This is a genomic window from Siccirubricoccus phaeus, assembly GCF_008360935.1.
Taxonomy (GTDB): domain Bacteria; phylum Pseudomonadota; class Alphaproteobacteria; order Acetobacterales; family Acetobacteraceae; genus Siccirubricoccus; species Siccirubricoccus phaeus.
The window spans coordinates 81407-98925 of the sequence record NZ_SRXO01000008.1 but is presented as its reverse complement, the minus strand read 5'-3'; the positions used below and the strand labels follow the sequence as shown (position 1 = coordinate 98925).

Below are 17519 nucleotides of genomic sequence, written 5' to 3'. Positions count from 1 at the left end.
CGGCTGTCCCGCCGGCTCCCCCGCCAGCATGCCGAAGCCGAAGAAGGAACGCCAAGAATTCAGGCCGTCCAGCGCCCCGCCGAAACAAGCGCCGCCTGTTGCCCTGGCGCGGCTTCGCCGCGCCAGGCTGTGCAAGGTGCCATGAGAACAGGGACCCCGGCGCCTCCATGACGTTGCGCCAGCAACGTCATGGGGAATATCAGCCCTGGTCGCCTTCGAGGAAGGTGCGCAGCGCCCGGCCGCCCGAGCCCTGCTGCAGCTTGCGCAGCGCCTTGGCCTCGATCTGCCGGATGCGCTCCCGCGTCACGTTGAAGGTCTTGCCGACCTCCTCCAGCGTGTGGTCGCGCTCCATGCCGATGCCGAAGCGCATGCGCAGGATACGCTCCTCGCGCGGCGTCAGCCCGGACAACACCTTGGCCGCCGCCGCCCGCAGGCCGGACCGCGCCACCGCGTCGAAGGGCAGCACCGCCGCGCGATCCTCGATGAGGTCGCCGAGGCGGCCATCCTCATCCTCGCCGATCGGCGTATCCAGGCTCACCGGCTCGCGCGCGATAGCCTGCACGGACTTCACCTTCTCCAGCGGCATGCCGAGGCGCTGCGCCAGCTCCTCCGGCGTCGGCTCGCGGCCGATCCGCTGCGCCAGGCTGCGGCCGATGCGCGCGACCTTGGACGCCGTCTCCGCCATATGCACCGGCACGCGGATGGTCCGCGCCTGATCGGCGATGGCGCGCGTCACGGACTGCCGCACCCACCAGGTGGCGTAGGTGGAGAATTTGAACCCCTTGCGCCAGTCGAATTTCTCGACCGCCCGCATCAGGCCGATATTCCCCTCCTGGATCAGGTCGCCAAAGAGCAGGCCACGGTTGCGGTACTTGCGGGCGATGTGCACCACCAGCCGCAGATTGGCTCGCGTCAGCTCCTCCTTCGCCCGGCGCATGTCGCGCTCGCCGCGCGCCATCTCCTGGTTCACCCGGCGCAGCACCGGCGCCGCCAGCCCCACCTGCGCTTCCAGCGCGGCGATATCGGCGCGCACCGCCCGCACCTCCGCCGCTGCCGCGGCCTTCAGCTTGCCAGCCACCTTCTCGGCGCCGGCCTCGCTGCCATCCCACAGCTTCAGGAAGCCCTCGCGGTCCAGCTTCGCCCCCTGGGCGGCGCGCAGCGCGCGGCCATCCAGCGCCGTCAGCCGGCGGTTGGCGTCGCGGATGCGGCCGATCAGGTCCTCGATCCGGTCGGCCCGCAGGCGCAGCGCGCCCAGCAGGTTGGCGGAGCCCGGCACGGCGCCCGCCGCCAGCACGGCATCGAAGGCCGCCAGCATTTCCGGCCGCAGCCGCTGCTCCTGGGTCTGGTCGCCGCTCTCCTCCTCGCCATGCTCCGGCGCCTCGGCGGCGGCGGCGAGAGCTTCCAGCTCCACCACCTCGCGCAGCGGCAGCCGCGCCTCGGCGATGCCCTCGCGCCAATCGGCGAGCGCGGCGATCGTCGTCGGGCTCTCGCCCAGCGCGTTCAGCATGGCTTCCCGCCCGGCCTCGATCCGCTGGGCGAGGGCGACTTCCTCCTCGCGCGTCAGCAGCTCGGTACGGGACATTTCGCGCAGGAACATGCGCACCGGGTCGTCGGTGCGGCCCAGCGTCGCTTCGTTCACATTGCCGGCGGACGCGGCAGGCGCGACCGTATCCTCGGCCTCCTCCGCCACCTTCTCGGTGTCCTCGGACTCCTCGCCCTCGGTCTCCGGCGGCGGTTCGTCGAGGATATCAGCCTCGGTCCAGGGCGCCATTTCCTCGGCCGGGACGTCAGCCACCAGCGCCTCGAGGCTCGGCGCGCCCAACGGGCGCGAGCTGCGCAGCTCGGGCTCGGCCTCGTCCAGCATGGTATCCGTGACAAACCCGTCCATCATTCCACACTCCTCGGCGGCCCTGGCCGGCGCCGGGGGGCCACACCTTCCATCCTTGTTCGGGCGCTTCGCCAGCGCCGCGCGGCGGAGACACGTCTACGCACCCACGAAAGCGGGCCCGTTAGCCGATCGGGTCCAGGGGGAAGGGGGGTGCGCCGCGGCGCCACCCACATTTAGGGTGCCGCCGGGGCGCATACACCCCCGTGCTGCGCCGTGACGCGCCAGGGGCGCACTTCTAGTGCAGGCAGCCCGTTCATCGGAAGCGAAATCAGCAGGAGAGGACTGCATGCCGTGCGGACCACCCCTGCGAGATGCGCCGAACAGAAACATGGCGTAATGTGCGCTGTACCGGAAGCTTAAGAAACCCTTTTCGGGACAACCGGAAGCGACGTCACGCACCGCCTTCCCGCCAGATTCGGACGGCGCCGCAGCTCTGCAGCAGCGCCTCCGCCTTCTCGGCCTTCTCCGGCGAAGCGGCATGCACCATCAGGACGCTGCCCTGGTGCTCCGCGGCCTCATGCTGCGGCACATGGCCGCCCGGGGCGGCGCCCTGGCCGGCCATTTCCCCGGCAGCCAGGGTAGCGCCGCCCGCCGCCGCCGCAGCCGCCACCGCCGGCAGCGCGGCGCCGCCCGTGCCCACCACCAGCCCGGCCGCCGCCATGCCCACCGCCGCCGCGGCGATGCCATTGCCCAGGGTGCGCAGGTTGCGGGCGTCATCCTCCCGCACCGGCGTCTCCCGTTCGGACTCCGCCCGCCTGTCCTCCCGACCCGGCACGCGGACGGAAAGATCGGCCCGCTGGAAGGCGCTGCCCTCCAGCCGGGAGAGGGCGGCGTCGAGCTGTTTCGGGTCGTGGAATTCGCCACAGACCTGAAGGGTGGGGGTGGTCCCCCCGGCCTCGCCGGTCCAGCCGGCGCTGTTGACCTCGATGGCCATTCCCGGTTGCTCCGTTATCCTGGAACGGGGCCAACGCCGCGGCCCGCCCGATGTTTCCGCCCGATCTTGCCGCCCGATCTTGCCGGAGGAACCGCCCCGATGTTCGACCTGCTGGCGCTGGAGGCGGCCGCCAGCCGCCTGTACCGGATCATGCCGCCGACGCCGCAGTTCGCCTGGCCCCTGCTGGCCGCCCGTTGCGGCGCCGAGGTATGGGTGAAGCACGAGAATCATACCCCCACCGGCGCCTTCAAGGTGCGGGGCGGGCTGGTGCTGCTGGAAACGCTGCAGCGGGCACGGCCGGGGCTGCCGGGCGTCATCAGCGCCACACGGGGCAATCACGGCCAGAGCCTGGCCTTCGCTGGCGCCCGGCTGGGCATCCCCGTCACCATCCTGGTGCCGCACGGCAACAGTGTGGAGAAAAATGCCGCCATGCGGGCGCTGGGTGCCCGGCTGCTGGAATACGGCGCGGATTTCGACGAGGCGCGGCAAGAGGCGGCGCGGCTGGCAGGGGCGGAAGGCCTGGTCTTCGCCCCCAGCTTCGCGCCGGAGCTGGTGCTGGGCGTCGCCACCTATGCCCTGGAATTATTCCGCGGCGCGCCAGGGCTCGATGCGCTCTACGTCCCGATCGGCCTCGGCAGCGGCATTTGCGGCTGCATCCTGGCGCGGGACCTGCTGGGCCTCACCACCGAGATCATCGGCGTGGAAAGCACCGAGGCGGGCAGTTACGGCAAGTCGCTCGCCGCCGGGCGGCGCGTCACGCTGAACAGCGCGGCGACGCAGGCGGACGGCATCGCGACGCGGGAGCCGGATGCGGCGGCGCTGGAGATCATCAGCCGCGGCGCCGCCCGGGTGGTGAGCGTGACCGAGGACGAGATCGCCGCCGCCATCCGCGCCTATTGGCAGGATACGCACAATCTGGCCGAGGGCGCCGGCGCCGCCCCGCTGGCCGCGCTGCTGCGGGAGAAGGGGCGGATGGCGGGGAAGCGCATCGGCCTGGTGCTCTCCGGCGGGAATATCGACCTGGCGCTGTTCCGCGACTGGGTGCTGGCGGGGGCCTGAGGCCCGCGGCATTTCAGGCCAGGCGGACTCGTCTGGCGACCCGGGAAAGGCAGCAAAACAAGAAGCTGGAGCGGCTTCGTGCCGGCATGGCCAGCGTGAAGCCGCTCTGGTCGATCGACTTGCCGGCGGTGCCGGCGGGGGGCTAGCCTTCGGGAAAATCCCCGGAGGAAACCAATGGCCGACCTCGCCATCACCCCGCTCGGCTATGCCATGGGCGCGGAAGTCACCGGCCTCGACCTGACCCGGCCGCTGGACGATCTGACGCGCCGCCGGCTCTACGACGCCTGGCTGAAGCATGTGGTGCTGGTCTTCCCGAACCAGAACCTGGCGCCGGAGCAGCACATCGCCTTCTCCGCCAATTTCGGCAAGCTGGACCAGCATGCCAGCCAGGCGCCGGAGACGCTGCTGGAAGGCCATCCGGAAATCCTGGTCGTCACCAACAAGAAGCGGCTCGGCAAGCCCTCCGGCACCCGCAATACCGGGCGGAACTGGCATACCGACCTCTCCTACTCGCTGCGGCCGGCCAAGGGCGCGCTGCTGCTGTGCAAGGAGAAGCCGGCGGTGGGCGGCGACACCATGTGGGCCAACCTCACCATGGCCTATGAGACGTTGAGCCCCACCATGCAGCGCTTCCTGGAAGGGCTGGAAGCGGTGCACGACGTTTCCCTGGTGAAGGGCATCGGGGCGCGCGATCCCGCCATCATCCAGGGTCTGACGTCGCGCAACCCGCCGGTGGTGCACCCGATGGTCCGCGTGCATCCGGATACCGGCAGGAAATCGCTGCTGGCGGGGGAGCGGGTGTCGCACATTCTCGGCCTGACGGAGGATGAAAGCACGGCGCTGCTGAACCTGCTGAACGCCCACGCCACCTCGCCGGAATTCGTCTACCGGCATCGCTGGCAGGTGGGCGACATCGTGCTGTGGGATAATCGCTGCACCTGCCATGTCGCCCTGCCGGATTTCGACCAGACCCAGCCGCGGCTGATGCTGCGCTGCTCGCTGGAGGGCGAGGCGGAAGGACGGCTGGCGGAAGCCGGCCCGGCCGCGACCAAGGAGCAGATGATCCAGGCCGTCGCGGCCCTCTCCTGATGCGCGCCACGCGACGCGGAGTGCTGGCGGCGCTGGCCGCGGCGCCCGCCATCGCCCGGGCGCAAGGGCAGACGATGCGCGTGGTGGTGCCCTATGTCGCCGGCGGCACCACGGACATCGTCGGCCGCATGGTGGCGGAGGCGCTGGCGGAACGGCTGCCGCGCAACGTCATCGTGGAGAATCGCGGCGGCGCCAGCGGCATGGTGGGGACCGAGGCGGTGGCGCGGGCGGCACCGGACGGCAACACGCTGCTGCTCTGTTCCAGCGCGCATGCGGTGCTGCCCTCGCTCTACCCGAATCTCTCCTGGGATCCGGTGACGGATTTCGCCGCCATCGCGGCGGTGGCGGCGACGCCCTACATGCTGGTGGTGCATCCCTCCCTGCCCGTGCACAGCGTGGCGGAGCTGGTGGCGCTGGCCAAGGCGCAGCCGGGGCAGTTGAACTTCGCCTCCACCGGCATGGGTACCGGCCAGCATCTGGCGGGGGAGCTGCTGAAGCGGCTGGCGGGGATCGACCTGCTGCATGTCTCCTACCGCGGCAGCGGCGCGGTGCGGGCGGATCTGCTGGCCGGGCGCATCAACCTGATGTTCGAGAATCTGGCGCTGACCTTGGGCATGGTGCAGCGGGGAGAGGTGCGGGGGCTGGCGGTGACCAGCGCCGCGCGCTCCGCCCTGGCGCCGGAACTGCCGACGCTGCAGGAGCTGGGCTTTGCGGGCGCGGAGATCGAGGGGTGGTTCGGGCTGCTGGGGCCGGCGCGGCTGCCGGCGGAGCAGGTGCTGCCGCTGAACCGGGCGGTGAATGCCTGGCTGGAAACGCCGGCGGCGGGGCAGAAGCTGGCCGGGCTGGGGGCGCGGGTGCTGGGGGGCGGGCCGGAGGCGCTGGCCGATCTGGTGCAGCGGGAGAAGGAGCGGTGGGGGCAGGTGATCAGGGAGGCGGGGATCAAGCCCGAATAGGTTGAGGGAGGGCTTTGCCCTCCCCCAAACTCCCACCCACCAAGGGCCGAAAGGCCCTTGGAACCCTTGAGCTCGGACCCGACGGTCGAGGCCCAAAACTCATGGTTTCCAAAGGCCCTTCGGCCTTTGGCGGACCGGCTGCGCTACTCGGCCCTCACCCCCGTCTCCTTCACCACCGAGGCCCAAACCTCCATGTCCCGCGCCGCGAAGGTGGCGAAATCCTCCGGGCTGCCCCCCATCGGCTGATGCGAGAACCCTGCCATCCGCCGCTGGATCTCCTCCGAGGCCAGCCAGCGATTGGCCTCCGCATTCAGCATCGCCACGATGCGCGGCGGCGTGCCCGCGGGGGCGGAGACGCCGAACCAGATCTCCTCGTCGAAGCCCGGCAGCCCTTCCTCCGACAACAGGGGAATCTCCGGGCTGTCCGGCGCCCGGTTGCGCCCGGTCAGTGCCAGGCCGCGCAGCCGCCCCTCCCGCCGGAGCGGGGCGGAGGCGCCGACATTGTCCATGATGTAGTCGCACTCGCCCTGCGCCACCGCCAGCAGCGCCGGCGGGCTGCCGCGATAATGGATGGGCTCCGCCGGGAAGCCCCCGCGCAGCTTGATGCGCTCGCCCATCAACTGCCCGCCGCTGCCGAGGCCGACGCTCGCCATGTTCACCCCGGTGCGCCTGGCCCGCGCCCAGGCGAGGAATTCCTGCGTGCTGCGCGCCGGGATGCTCGGCGTGATCAGCAGGAACATGCCGTATTTGTAGGCCAGCATGATGGGCGCGAAGCTCTTCAGCGCCTCGAAGCCCGGGTCGCGCATCACCTGCGGCGCGATGGTCTGGGCGGTATTGGAATTGAAGGTCAGGGTGTAGCCATCCGGCGCCGAGGCCGCGACATGCGCCAGGCCGATGGTGCCGGAGGCGCCGGGCCGGTTCTCCACCACGAAGGTGCCGCCGAGCGCCCGGGACCAGTGCTCGCCAAGCGAGCGGGCGTAGAAATCCTGCGGCGTGCCGGGGGTGGAAGGCATGATGATCCGCACCGGCCTGGCCAGCGGATACCCGGCCTGGGCGCGCAGCAGGCCGGGCGTGGCGAGCAGCCCGGCCGTGGCCAGGATGAGCCTGCGTTGCATGGACGTCTCCCCGTCGCGGGCGCGTTGCGGCGCCGTTGCGGAGAAGCTTAGGTCAGTCGACCAGCCTTAGGGAATGGCCGGCCCGGGCAAAGGCGAGCGGGCTGATCCGGGGTGCCAGCCCGCTTCCCTCAGGCCCCCGTCGCGGGGGCGCCTGCGACGGGCGCCTCGCCGGCCGGTGAGCCCCGCCCCGGCATGCTCCGCGTCTTCGGAGCCTGCCTCAACCGGGTCCCGGCGGTGGACCGGCGAGGATTTTTCGTCCTGGCCAGGACATGGACGTCACCAGGGCGGCAAAGACCCGCCGGGACGCTCCACCGACCCTTTCGAGGCAGGCCCTCAGTGCAGCACCCGTGGCATCCGCCCCGGCACCGGCCCCATGAGCCCGCGGTCGATGGCCGCGCGATACAGCCGCGCCGCGAAGCCGGGCTTCCCCAGCAGCGCAGCCAGCACCTCCCGCGCCTGGGGCTCGGCCAGGATGGTGTCGATCTCGGCCAGGTCCTCGACGCGGATCTGCCGCGGCTGCACCGGGCCGCGTTCCGGCACCGCCCCGGCCAGGAGCTGGCGCAGCGCCCAGCCATCCAGCGGCGCCAGCACGCCGCAGGTCATGGCGAGGTCCGGGTCCGGCCAGGCGAGGCGCGCGCCGAAGACGCGGCCAGGCGGCGTGCGCTCTGCCAGATAGCTGTCCCAGATGGTCAGGCGCGCGCCATCCGGCAGGCTTTCCACCGCCGCGCCGCCGGCCGCCTCTGGCCCGATCAGGCGGAAGATGCCGAAGCGCGCGTCCTGCAGCGCCGCCAGCATACGGGCCGCGTCGCTGCCCTCGGCCGGGGGCGCCGCCTTGGCCTCGCGGTCGATCCCCCGCCCATGCCCGCCCAGCGGGTCCAGCACGCCGAGATCGAAGGCGGCGGCAAGCTGCGCCTCCTCCCCCGGCGCCACCGCCTTGCCGTCCCACAGCGACAGCGCCCGGGCCTGCTGCGCGATGCTGGCCAGCGGCACCCGCTTCGCCGCGGCGCTGAGGATCTGCCCGCGCAAGCCCCGGTAGCGGAGGTAGCGCGCCGAAGCCGGCTCCTCGCCCACGCTAATTCGGCACCGTCACGCCCAGGCTGCGGGCGCAGCGGACGATGCTCTCCCAGGTATCCGGCTGCAGCGGCACGCCGTTCGCCAGGCGCTCGGCGCGCAGCTTCGCCTCCTTCTCCCCGGGGGCCAGCACCTCCTCGCCCGGCGTGGCGGGGCGGCAGGATTTCACCCAGGCGACGTAATCTTGCGCCGCCTGCCTGAACGCCGCCTCCGTGCCGAAATGCTGCGGCGAGATGTAGATGGAAAGCATGCCATTGGCGATGCGCCCGCGCGCCGCGATGGGCCCGGAGCAGCCGCCGCCGGTGAAGGCGCCCGCCAGCAGCTCGCACATCAAAGCGAGGCCGCTGCCCTTGTGCTCGCCGAAGGCGCGGATGGCGCCGAGGCCATTCGCCGGGCTGCGCGGCCCCACCTGCTCGTATTCGCCGTAGAGGGTGTGCGGATCGCTGGAAAGGCGGCCATCCGGCTCGATCAAGGATCCCTCAGGCAGTGGTTTGCCGCCATTGGAGGCGACCAGCACCTTGCCCTCGGCGACCAGGGAGGTGGCGAAATCCAGCACCACCGGCGGGTCGGTCGGGATGCCGATGGAGAAGGGCGCGGTGGAGAAGCGCCGTTCGGTACCGCCGAAGGGCGCCACCAGCACGCTGCCGGCGACATTGACGAAATGGATGGAGATGAGGCCGGCCGCCAGGGCCTGCTCGGAGTAAGCGCCGATGCGCCCGACATGGCCGGCATTGCGCAGCGCGATCACCGCCGTGCCGTGCTGTTGCGCGCGCTCGATACCCAGCGCCGTGGCCTGGGGCGCGACGGTCTGGCCGAAGCCGTAATGCGCGTCCAGCAGGGCGAAGGCGCCGCCATCCATGACGATCTCGGCCTGCTGGCCCGCCACCACATAACCGGCCTGCTGCCATTCGACATAGCGGGGCACGCGGACCACGCCATGGCTGTCATGCCCCGCCAGATTGGCACCCAGCAGATGATGGGCGATGCGCCCCGCCTCCGCCGCTTCGCAGCCATTGGCGCGGAAGATGGAAGCGACGAGGGCTTCGAGCGTGTCGGCCGCAATGACGACCGGGGCTTCGGCGGGCAAGGCAGGACTCCGCGGGCTGTTGCTTCCCGCTACCGCGGCCGGGCCCGGGCGACAAGGTTCTGGGAGACGAAAATCTCGCAGCGCCGCACGCTGTAGGCCGGCAGCGGCAGCACCTCCCCGTTCAGGCAGAGGCGGCCGATGTCGTAGCCTTCCAGCACCTCGAAGAATTGCCGCATCGTTGCGCCGGTGACGATATTGGCGCCGATGAATTCGAACTGGATCACGCCGATCCTCCGCTCCGCCAGCGCCCGCGCCGCCCCCTTCAGCACGGCCAGGTCGTAGCCCTCGGTATCCACCTTGAGGAAGGCCACCCGTTCGATTCCGCGCGCCGCGAGGATGTCGTCGATCGTCGTGCAGGCCACCTCGAAGCGCGTCGGCTCGCCGCCATAGAGGCGGATGGCACCGGGATCGAGGCTCGCCTGGGTCGAGCCATCCTCCCCGGCGAAATCATGCAGCACGACGGAGCCGGCGGCAGCACCCACCGCCTGCTCCACCACCTCGACATTCGCCGGCACGCGGCCGCGCAGCCTTGCCGCGGTGCGCGGATGCGGCTCGAAGGCCAGGATCCTTGCCTGCGGCAGCAGCGCGGCCAGGCGGCGCGCATAGGCGCCCTCATTGGCGCCGACATCGAAGATGACGCCATCGCGGAGCTGCGGCGCGAGGCGGCGGAGAAAGGCATCCTCCGCCCGCGAGAGCCCGCCCGGGCCGGGGAAGTTGATGGCGAGGCCGTTGCAGCGCAGCGCGAAATCATAGGCGAGGCGGCCGAACCCGGCGAAGCGCGGGCGGTTGAGCAGCAGGAAGAGCGGGTAGGCCAGCCTTGCCTTGAGGCCATGGAATCGGCCCCGCCGCCAGCGGGGGGTCACTTGCAGCATGCGGGCCTCCTCGCATGCGCCGATATCGAAACGGCCGGGCGCGGTCAACCCGCGTTTGCCGGGGCGCCCGCCACGGCCCCCCGGCGCGGCCAAGCCAGGCGGCTACAGCACCTTGTCGGATTTCGGATCGATCAGGTGCATCTTCGCCATGTCCGCCGCCAAAGGCAGCTTCCGCCCCGGCGCCGCCGGCGTCGCGGGATCCAGCCGGGCGCAGATCTCGGCGCCGTCCACGCGGAAATGCGCCAGCGTCTCCATGCCCATCGGCTCCACCACCTCGGGCACCGCCTCGAACACCGCCATGTTGTCGCGGTGGTCGTTCGGTCGCACCTCGGTCAGGTGTTCCGGGCGGATGCCGAAGAGCAGCTCCCGCCCCTGATGCGCGGTGTAGCGCGCCTTGCGCTCCGCCGGCACCGGCAGGGCGACGCCGCCCGGCAGTTCCACCTGCAGCCCGGCGCCGCCCTGTTCCAGCCGGCAGGGGATGAAATTCATCGCCGGGCTGCCGATGAAGCCGGCGACGAAGCGGGTGGCGGGGTTGTGGTACAGCTCCTGCGGCGGGCCGACCTGCTCGATGACGCCGTGATTCATCACCACCACGCGGTCCGCCAGGGTCATCGCCTCCACCTGGTCGTGCGTCACGTAGATGGTGGTGGTCTTCACCGTCTGGTGCACCTTCTTGATCTCGGTGCGCATCTGCACCCGGAGCTTGGCATCAAGGTTCGAGAGCGGTTCGTCGAACAGGAACACCTTGGGGTCGCGCACGATGGCGCGGCCCATCGCCACGCGCTGCCGCTGCCCGCCAGAGAGCGCCTTCGGCTTGCGGTCCAGCAGCATGCCGATATCGAGGATGCGCGCCGCCTCCTTTACCCGCCGGTCGATCTCCGCCTTCGGGAATTTCCGCAGCATCAGCCCGAAGGCCATGTTGTCGTACACCGTCATGTGCGGATAGAGCGCGTAGTTCTGGAACACCATGGCGATGTCCCGGTCGCGCGGCGGGATGTCGTTGACCAGGGCGCCGCCGATGGCGATGTCGCCGGCGGAGATCTCCTCCAGCCCCGCGATCATGCGCAGCGTGGTGGATTTGCCGCAGCCGGACGGCCCGACGAGGACGACGAATTCATGGTCGGCGATGTCGAGGTCGATCCCCTTCACCGCCTGCACGCCGCCTTCATATTCCTTGATGATCCTGCGTAGGGTGACCTGAGCCATAGACGTACCCCCGTGATGGAAGCCCCCCGGTCCGGCGAACCGCCACGCCTCGCGGCACGGCGGCGTCCGGCCGGACCCGTTATCCCTTGGTGGCGCCGGCGGTCAGGCCGGCGATGTAGTAGTCCATGAGGAAGGCATAGACGATCACCGGCGGCAGCGCCGCCAGCAGCGCGCCGGCCATCAACTGCCCCCAGGCGAAGGTGTCGCCGCGGATGAGCTGGCTCACCACGCCGATGGTCAGCGGCATGGAATCCGGCTGGGTGATGAAGGCGGTGGGATAGACGAAGGCCGCCCAGGAGACGGTGAAGGCGAAGATCGTCGCCGCGATGATGCCGGGCAGCGCCACGGGGATGAAGATCTTCGTCAGCATCTGCATCCAGCCCGCGCCGTCGATCAGCGCCGCCTCGTCCAGCTCCTTCGGGATGGAGGCGAAGTAGCCGATCATGATCCAGGTGCAGAAGGGCACGGTCAGGGTCGGGTAGACCAGCACCAGCCCCCAAATGGAGTTCAGCAGCCCGAGCCCGCCGACGATCTGGTAGAGCGGGATGAACAGCAGCGTGTCCGGCACCAGGTAGGTCAGGAACACGCCGGTCGCCAGCACCTGGCTGCCGAAGAAGCGCATCCGCGCGAGCGCGAAGGCCGCCAGCACGGAAATCACCATGGTGATCGCCACCACCAGCACGGTGACGATGATGGAGTTGTAGAAGAAGCCGCGGAACATCGGGTCGCCGAGGATGGCGGCGTAATTCGAGAGGGTGACGGTGGAGATCGACCAGGGGCTGCGGCTGAGGTCGGCGATCTCCGCGCTGGTCTTCAGGCTGGTGAGCAGCATGTAGAGCGGCGGCCCCAGCATGAAGATCGCCGCGATGACGAGGGAGATGTAGGCGGTGACCAGCGCCCAGCGCCGCTCCCGCCGCAGGCTGCCGATCTTCCGGCCGAGGCCGGGCAGGGCAGCGGAAGGACGTGCCGCGGTGGCCGACATCACGCCATCTCCCTCTGCCGGCGATTGACCCCGCGCAGGACGAAGAAGGCGACCACGGCCAGCAGCGGGAACATGAACAGGCTGACGGCGGCGCCGCGCGGGATGTTCCCGGACAGCACGCCCACCTGGAAGGCGTAGCTGGCGAACACATGCGTCAGGTCGCGCGGCCCGCCATTGGTCAGCACCCGGACGATGTCGTAATTGGCGAAGGTGACGATCAGGCTGAACAGCACGGTGATGCTGATGATGTTCCGCATCATCGGCAGCGTCACATGGATCAGCCCCTGCCAGCCGGTGGCGCCGTCGATCGCCGCCGCCTCGTAAAGCTGGTCGGGCACGGATTTCAGCGCCGCCAGATACATGATCATGAAGAAGGGCGCGCCATACCAGACATTGACGATGACGACGGAAATCCGCGCCCACCAGGGCTCGCCCAGCCAGGGGATGGAGGGGCCGCCGACGGCGTTCAGCAGCCAGTTGATGGAGGAGTAGGAAGGCTCGAACATCCACCACCAGCCGAGGGTCGAGAGCGCCGGCGGGATCACCCAGGGCACCAGCAGCATGCCGCGCCATTTGCGCTGCCCCTTGGTGGGGATGTGGTGCAGCATATGCGCCAGCCAGAAGCCGATCAGCGCCTTCAGCAGCACCGCGGTGACGGCAAAGAAGCAGCTTTGCCAGATCACCATCCGGAAGGTCTCGTTGTCGAGCAGGATGTCGAAGTTGTCGAGGCCGATGAAGGCGGTCATGCGCCGGTTCAGCGTCGCCAGGTAGATGGCGTAGCTGGCCGGCCAGGCGACCAGCCCGGCGATCACCGCAATCAATGGCAGGGTCATCAGGAAGGCGACGGTCGAGCGCCTTCGGGCGAAGCGACGTAGCGAAGAGCCCGACCCCGCCGGCGCCGAAGCGCGGGCAGGGCCAAGAACAGCGGACGCGTCAGAGGCCATAGACGCAATACTCCCTGCTGGGTCCTTTCCGCCTCGCGGCGGGCGGCCCCTGTTATTCCGGCCGTTCCGGCGGCCGGGGCGGCGCAGCCCCGGCCCCTTCCCGGACGGCCATCGCCGCGGTCCCGCCACCGAAAGCGCGAAACCCCGCGGGCAGACAAGAAAAGGCGGCGTGAGGCACGCCCGACGCCCGGCCCAGACCGACGCTCTAGAGCGGTTTCACGCTGACTGTGCAGCGCGAAACCGCTCTAGCCCATGGATTGTAGAGCAGATTCACGCCTCCGGGCGATGCCGCCCTCCGGCGATCTGCTCTAGCCGCGGCGCATGTTGTTGATCTCGCGCTCCAGCCAGCCCATGGCCTGGTCCACCGTCTCCCCGCCCTGGGCGACCCGGGCGATGACCTTGGTGTTCAGCGCCTGGATGTACATCTGGCTGGCCAGCTCCGCCGGCGCCGGGCTGAAGGCGATGCTCGCCTTCGCCTCATGGTGCGGCTTCAGCGGGTAGTTGAAATTGGTGCCGACCGGCGGGCCTTCCGTCGCCCACACCTTGAAGTCGCTCATGCTGGCGAAGGGCGGGATGTCGTAGCCGCCGCTGGTGTTGGTGGTCAGCTCGGCGCTGTCCCGCTCGGTGAGGAATTCCAGCATCGCCTTCGCCGCCGCCTTGTTGCGGCCGAAGCTCCAGATGCCGGAGGTCCAGGGGAGATAGGCGAGGAACCGCCCCTCCGGCCCGCGCGGCATCGGGATGGTCCAGCATTTCTCCGCGACCGCAGGCGCGTCCCGCTTCGCCACCGCCCAGGCGGAGGGCGGGTTGAACACCAGGGCGGAGCGGCCGGAGATCAGCGCCCGGTTGTTCGAGGCGTCATCCCAGGCCCAGACATCGTTGGGCAGGAATTTGGATAGCCGAACCGCATATTCGATGACGGTCTTCAGCTTCGCATTGCCGCGCACCGTCGGCTTGCCGTCCGCATCCGTCACCGCCGCGCCGTAGGAAAGGTAGAGGGCGCCGACCCAGTCCACCGCATCGGTGAACTGGCCCATGGGCAGGCCGAAGGGCACGCCGGCGGCGTGGCATTTCTCGGCGGCGGTCAGGAAGGTGTCCCAGGTCCAATTATCGGCGGTCGGGCCCTTCTTCGGCTCGGCCGGCCACATGGCGCGGACATCGATGCCGGCATGCTGCTCCATCAGGTCGTAGCGCACGCAGGCGGGCTTGTTCTGGGTGCCGGAGGTGGCGGGGACGCCGCGCCACTTGCCGCCATGCTTGGCGAGGAATTCGGCCACCGGGTTGATCGGGCCGTATTTGCCGATCAGCCGCTGGATCACGTCGTCCACCGGCTCCAACTGGTCGGCATAGGCGCCGACATCCCATGGGCTGAGGGAGATGACGTCATGCCCGTTGCGGGACTGCGCCTGGGCGGCGGCGGTGAGCTGGAGCTGGTTGCCGGTGGTGTTGATGAAGTCCAGATGGACGCTCACCCGGTTGCGCTCGCCCCACTGGCCGCAGAGCTGCTTCAGCGCCTCATTGCCGCCGGGCACCCAGTGGTCCCAGAAGGCGCAGCGCAGCGTGCCGCCGGTGCCCTGCGCATGCACCATGGGGGCGGCCAGCACGCCCCCGGCCAGCACCCCGGCCCCCGCCCGCAGCGTTTGCCGCCGGGTGGGCGCACCTGGGGCGTTTCCCTTCTCAGACATTCCTCGTCTCCCTTGTACGGCGGGCCTTCCCGCCGCCTGTTTGCATTGGCCTGTCCCGGCCATGATGCCACCCTAAGGGGTCGACCCCCGATATGACAACGGGTTGCCGCGTGACGAAGCGTACCGCCGGCCGGGAGATGAACGGATGGAAAGCTTGGCCTGCCGGGGCATCCTCCGGCCTACCAGCAGCCCGGCGGCGGCGGGCTGATGCGCCTCGGCCTGCTGCATCACCGCAAGGTGCTGGTCTCCTGCGCCGGGCTCGCGGCGCTGTGCGGCCTCGTGCTCTGGGCTGCCGCCCTGCTGCCGGTGCCGGAGGCGATGCTGGCCGGCTGGTGCCTTGGCGTCGCGGTCTGGATCCTCGCCACCGTGCAGCTCATGCGGCACTCGACGCCCGAGATGCTGCGCCGCCGGGCGGAGGAGCTGGATGAGGGCGAGGGCATGGTGCTGGCGGCCAGCCTCGCCGCCGCCCTGGCCTCGCTGGTCGCCGTCGCCTGGCATCTGGCGGCCGGCAGCGACGCGGCCTCGTCCCGGGATGTCGCGACCGGCCTCTTCGTCATCGGCCTGTCCTGGGTCTTCGTGCACCTGGTCTTCACCGTGCGCTACGCGCATGAGTACTGGCAGGTGAGCGGCGGGCTGGAATTCCCCGGCGGCGAGGCGCCGAGCTTCTCCGATTTCCTCTATTTCGCCTTCACCATCGGGATGACCTTCCAGACCTCCGACGTGCAGATCTGCAGCCAGCTCATGCGCCAGCTTGCCCTGGCGCATGCGCTGGTATCCTTCCTGTTCAACATGGTCATCCTGGCGACGGCGATAAACCTGGCGGCAGGGCTGTTCGGCTGAACCCTCGGGTCTGAAACTCGGACCGGGGCCAGGTCCTGGCCCCGGCGGGGGTTGGCGGCACTGCCGCCAACGGGAGCATCGCCCTGCTGGGGTTCTTGGGGGCGAAAGCCCCCGTCACCCCGCCATCCGGCTCCGTTCGGCGGAGGCCCAGTCATGGCCGTGCACCAGCCCCTCGTCGAAGCCTTCCGCCTCCTCCGGGTGCTGGTCCATGGCCTCGGCGAGTTCCGCCTGGCGCGTCACCGGGCCGGGCCGCTTGGGCATCGGCTCACGCGCCCAGCGATGGGGATGCACCAGCCCGTCATCATACTGCTCGTGCGACATGGGGATTTTCCTCCTCATTCTGCCGGCGCATGGTCGTGGAACTGCGCGGCCTCGGTGCTGGAGGCCAGGGCGGTGGTGGAGGAGTGGCCGCCGCCGGCCGCCGTCGCCACCGCGTCGAAATAGCCGACGCCCACCTCCCGCTGGTGCCGCACCGCGGTGAAGCCCTCGGCCTCCGCCGCGAATTCCGCCTGCTGCAGCTCCGAATAGGCGCCCATGCCGCGCTCGGCGTAGCCGCGCGCCAGCCTGAACATGGAGAGGTTCAGGCTGTGGAAGCCGGCCAGGGTCACGAACTGGAATTTGTACCCCATGGCGCCCAGCTCGCGCTGGAAGCGGGAGGCCGCCTCCACGCCCATCTTCCGCTGCCAATTGAAGCTGGGCGAGCAATTATAGGCCAGCAGCTTGCCGGGGAATTCGCGGTGGATGGCCTCGGCGAAGTCGCGGGCATCCTGCAGGTCCGGCTCGCTCGTCTCCCACCACAGCAGATCGGCATAGGGCGCATAGGCGAGGCCGCGGGCGATGGCGTATTGCTTGCCCACCCCCGGCTTGATCCGGAAGAAGCCCTCCGGCGTCCGCTCGCCGGTGATGAAGGGCCGGTCGCGCTCATCCACATCGCTCGTCAGGAGCTGGGCGCTCTCGGCATCGGTGCGGCAGAGCAGCACGGTCGGCACGCCCTCCACATCGGCCGCCAGGCGGGCGGCGTTCAGGGTGCGGATATGCTGGCTGATCGGCACCAGCACCTTGCCGCCGAGATGGCCGCATTTCTTCTCCGAGGCGAGCTGGTCCTCGAAATGCACGCCGGCGGCGCCGGCCTCGATCATCGCCCGCATCAGCTCATAGGCATTCAGCGCGCCGCCGAAGCCGGCCTCGGCATCGGCGATGATCGGCGCCATGTAGTGGGTCTGGTCCCCCCCATTCTTCCCATTTGGGCCCTCCTGCACCGCGATCTGGTCGGCGCGGCGCAGCGCGTTGTTGATGCGCCGGACCACGGTGGGGACGGAATCGACCGGGTAGAGCGACTGGTCCGGGTACATGGCGGCGGCGCTGTTGGCATCGGCCGCCACCTGCCAGCCGGAGAGGTAGATGGCCTTGAGCCCCGCCTTCACCTGCTGCAGCGCCTGCATGCCGGTCAGCGCGCCCAGCGTGTTCACATAGGGCTCGCTGTGCAGGAGCTGCCACAGCCGGCGCGCGCCCATATCGGCCAGGGTGTGCTGGATGCGGAAGCTGCCGGAGAGGCGGGCGACATCGGCCGGGGTGTAGTCGCGGCGGATGCCGTCGAAGCGGCCGGGCTCCGGCCGCTTGCCGCCATGGCTGCCATCCGGGGCCAGGACGGGGGTTGGGGTGGGGTGCATGCGGATCCTCCAAACGATCCGGCGATCGCCGCCGGTCGAGTGAATAATTCACATTGCACTGCCGAAGTTCAGCATGGCATGCCGAGAAGCCACGGCAAACCAGTGGCGCTTTTCACCAGCGCCACAG

General features: G+C 70.1%; 16 protein-coding genes. 4 read left to right on the top strand and 12 right to left on the bottom strand.

The features are described 5' to 3' along the window. Positions 1-199: 199 nt before the first annotated feature. On the bottom strand, positions 200-1888 hold the full coding sequence (locus E5N76_RS13155; RefSeq protein WP_457852679.1) for a sigma-70 family RNA polymerase sigma factor: 1689 nt from the start codon (positions 1886-1888) through the stop codon (positions 200-202). Between the two features lie 391 nt (positions 1889-2279). Continuing rightward, positions 2280-2822 carry a hypothetical protein gene (locus tag E5N76_RS13150; RefSeq protein ID WP_149537764.1) on the bottom strand — a complete coding sequence of 181 codons (543 nt, stop codon included), beginning with the start codon at positions 2820-2822 and terminating at the stop codon, positions 2280-2282. Positions 2823-2921: 99 nt separating this feature from the next. On the opposite strand from E5N76_RS13150, the gene E5N76_RS13145 reads away from it, so the two are divergent. The 3 genes from E5N76_RS13145 (at position 2922) to E5N76_RS13135 (ending at position 5923) form a co-directional block, all read left to right on the top strand. Beyond that, positions 2922-3881, top strand: a complete 960-nt coding sequence (locus E5N76_RS13145; RefSeq protein WP_149537763.1) for a threonine dehydratase — start codon at positions 2922-2924, stop codon at positions 3879-3881. 174 nt (positions 3882-4055) lie between these two features. After that, positions 4056-4970, top strand: a complete 915-nt coding sequence (locus tag E5N76_RS13140) for a TauD/TfdA dioxygenase family protein (RefSeq protein ID WP_149537762.1) — start codon at positions 4056-4058, stop codon at positions 4968-4970. Then, on the top strand, positions 4970-5923 hold the full coding sequence (locus E5N76_RS13135; protein ID WP_149537761.1) for a Bug family tripartite tricarboxylate transporter substrate binding protein: 954 nt from the start codon (positions 4970-4972) through the stop codon (positions 5921-5923). Before E5N76_RS13140 ends, E5N76_RS13135 begins: the two co-directional genes overlap by 1 nt. 143 nt (positions 5924-6066) lie before the next feature. On the opposite strand, the gene E5N76_RS13130 is transcribed toward E5N76_RS13135, so the two are convergent. From E5N76_RS13130 to E5N76_RS13095, 8 genes are all read right to left on the bottom strand, one after another. Then, positions 6067-7038, bottom strand: coding sequence for a Bug family tripartite tricarboxylate transporter substrate binding protein (locus E5N76_RS13130; protein WP_149537760.1), 972 nt, complete (start codon positions 7036-7038; stop codon positions 6067-6069). Positions 7039-7371: 333 nt separating this feature from the next. After that, complete coding sequence (locus E5N76_RS13125; RefSeq protein WP_149537759.1) at positions 7372-8109, bottom strand: hypothetical protein; 738 nt, start codon at positions 8107-8109, stop codon at positions 7372-7374. Position 8110: 1 nt separating this feature from the next. Further along, the gene (locus E5N76_RS13120) at positions 8111-9196 is read right to left on the bottom strand and encodes a malate/lactate/ureidoglycolate dehydrogenase (protein ID WP_149537758.1); all 1086 of its coding nucleotides are present in this window, start codon (positions 9194-9196) and stop codon (positions 8111-8113) included. Between the two features lie 29 nt (positions 9197-9225). Further along, positions 9226-10068, bottom strand: a complete 843-nt coding sequence (locus tag E5N76_RS13115) for an FkbM family methyltransferase (RefSeq protein ID WP_149537757.1) — start codon at positions 10066-10068, stop codon at positions 9226-9228. 102 nt (positions 10069-10170) lie between these two features. Beyond that, a complete protein-coding gene (locus E5N76_RS13110; protein ID WP_149537756.1) occupies positions 10171-11274 on the bottom strand; it encodes an ABC transporter ATP-binding protein in 1104 nt (367 codons plus the stop codon). 79 nt (positions 11275-11353) lie between these two features. Beyond that, on the bottom strand, positions 11354-12256 hold the full coding sequence (locus E5N76_RS13105) for a carbohydrate ABC transporter permease (RefSeq protein WP_149537755.1): 903 nt from the start codon (positions 12254-12256) through the stop codon (positions 11354-11356). Then, a complete protein-coding gene (locus E5N76_RS13100; RefSeq protein WP_235907697.1) occupies positions 12256-13089 on the bottom strand; it encodes a carbohydrate ABC transporter permease in 834 nt (277 codons plus the stop codon). The genes E5N76_RS13105 and E5N76_RS13100 overlap by 1 nt, the downstream gene beginning before the upstream one ends. 419 nt (positions 13090-13508) lie before the next feature. After that, positions 13509-14882 (bottom strand): ABC transporter substrate-binding protein, encoded by a 1374-nt coding sequence (locus E5N76_RS13095; protein WP_187830142.1) that lies wholly within the window; start codon positions 14880-14882, stop codon positions 13509-13511. 207 nt (positions 14883-15089) lie between these two features. Between E5N76_RS13095 and E5N76_RS13090 the strand changes: the two genes are divergently transcribed. Next, positions 15090-15722, top strand: coding sequence for a DUF1345 domain-containing protein (locus tag E5N76_RS13090; RefSeq protein ID WP_149537753.1), 633 nt, complete (start codon positions 15090-15092; stop codon positions 15720-15722). A 114-nt stretch (positions 15723-15836) separates the two neighbouring features. Here E5N76_RS13090 and E5N76_RS13085 read toward each other — a convergent pair whose 3' ends face one another. Beyond that, entirely contained in the window at positions 15837-16043 is a 207-nt protein-coding gene (locus E5N76_RS13085) for a hypothetical protein (protein ID WP_149537752.1), read from the bottom strand. A gap of 14 nt (positions 16044-16057) precedes the next feature. Further along, positions 16058-17392, bottom strand: coding sequence for an isocitrate lyase (gene aceA / locus E5N76_RS13080; RefSeq protein ID WP_149537751.1), 1335 nt, complete (start codon positions 17390-17392; stop codon positions 16058-16060). Positions 17393-17519 lie beyond the last annotated feature (127 nt).

Excerpts from the sequence above, each read along its gene's own strand:
- E5N76_RS13100 (WP_235907697.1), bottom strand. The coding sequence starts at position 13,089 with ATGACCCTGCCATTGATTGCGGTGATCGCCGGGCTGGTCGCCTGGCCG.
- E5N76_RS13110 (WP_149537756.1), bottom strand. The coding sequence starts at position 11,274 with ATGGCTCAGGTCACCCTACGCAGGATCATCAAGGAATATGAAGGCGGC.
- E5N76_RS13095 (WP_187830142.1), bottom strand. The coding sequence starts at position 14,882 with ATGTCTGAGAAGGGAAACGCCCCAGGTGCGCCCACCCGGCGGCAAACG.
- E5N76_RS13150 (WP_149537764.1), bottom strand. The coding sequence starts at position 2,822 with ATGGCCATCGAGGTCAACAGCGCCGGCTGGACCGGCGAGGCCGGGGGG.
- E5N76_RS13105 (WP_149537755.1), bottom strand. The coding sequence starts at position 12,256 with ATGTCGGCCACCGCGGCACGTCCTTCCGCTGCCCTGCCCGGCCTCGGC.
- E5N76_RS13145 (WP_149537763.1), top strand. The coding sequence starts at position 2,922 with ATGTTCGACCTGCTGGCGCTGGAGGCGGCCGCCAGCCGCCTGTACCGG.
- E5N76_RS13140 (WP_149537762.1), top strand. The coding sequence starts at position 4,056 with ATGGCCGACCTCGCCATCACCCCGCTCGGCTATGCCATGGGCGCGGAA.
- aceA (WP_149537751.1), bottom strand. The coding sequence starts at position 17,392 with ATGCACCCCACCCCAACCCCCGTCCTGGCCCCGGATGGCAGCCATGGC.
- E5N76_RS13155 (WP_457852679.1), bottom strand. The coding sequence starts at position 1,888 with ATGGACGGGTTTGTCACGGATACCATGCTGGACGAGGCCGAGCCCGAG.
- E5N76_RS13115 (WP_149537757.1), bottom strand. The coding sequence starts at position 10,068 with ATGCTGCAAGTGACCCCCCGCTGGCGGCGGGGCCGATTCCATGGCCTC.
- E5N76_RS13135 (WP_149537761.1), top strand. The coding sequence starts at position 4,970 with ATGCGCGCCACGCGACGCGGAGTGCTGGCGGCGCTGGCCGCGGCGCCC.
- E5N76_RS13085 (WP_149537752.1), bottom strand. The coding sequence starts at position 16,043 with ATGTCGCACGAGCAGTATGATGACGGGCTGGTGCATCCCCATCGCTGG.
- E5N76_RS13130 (WP_149537760.1), bottom strand. The coding sequence starts at position 7,038 with ATGCAACGCAGGCTCATCCTGGCCACGGCCGGGCTGCTCGCCACGCCC.
- E5N76_RS13090 (WP_149537753.1), top strand. The coding sequence starts at position 15,090 with ATGCGCCTCGGCCTGCTGCATCACCGCAAGGTGCTGGTCTCCTGCGCC.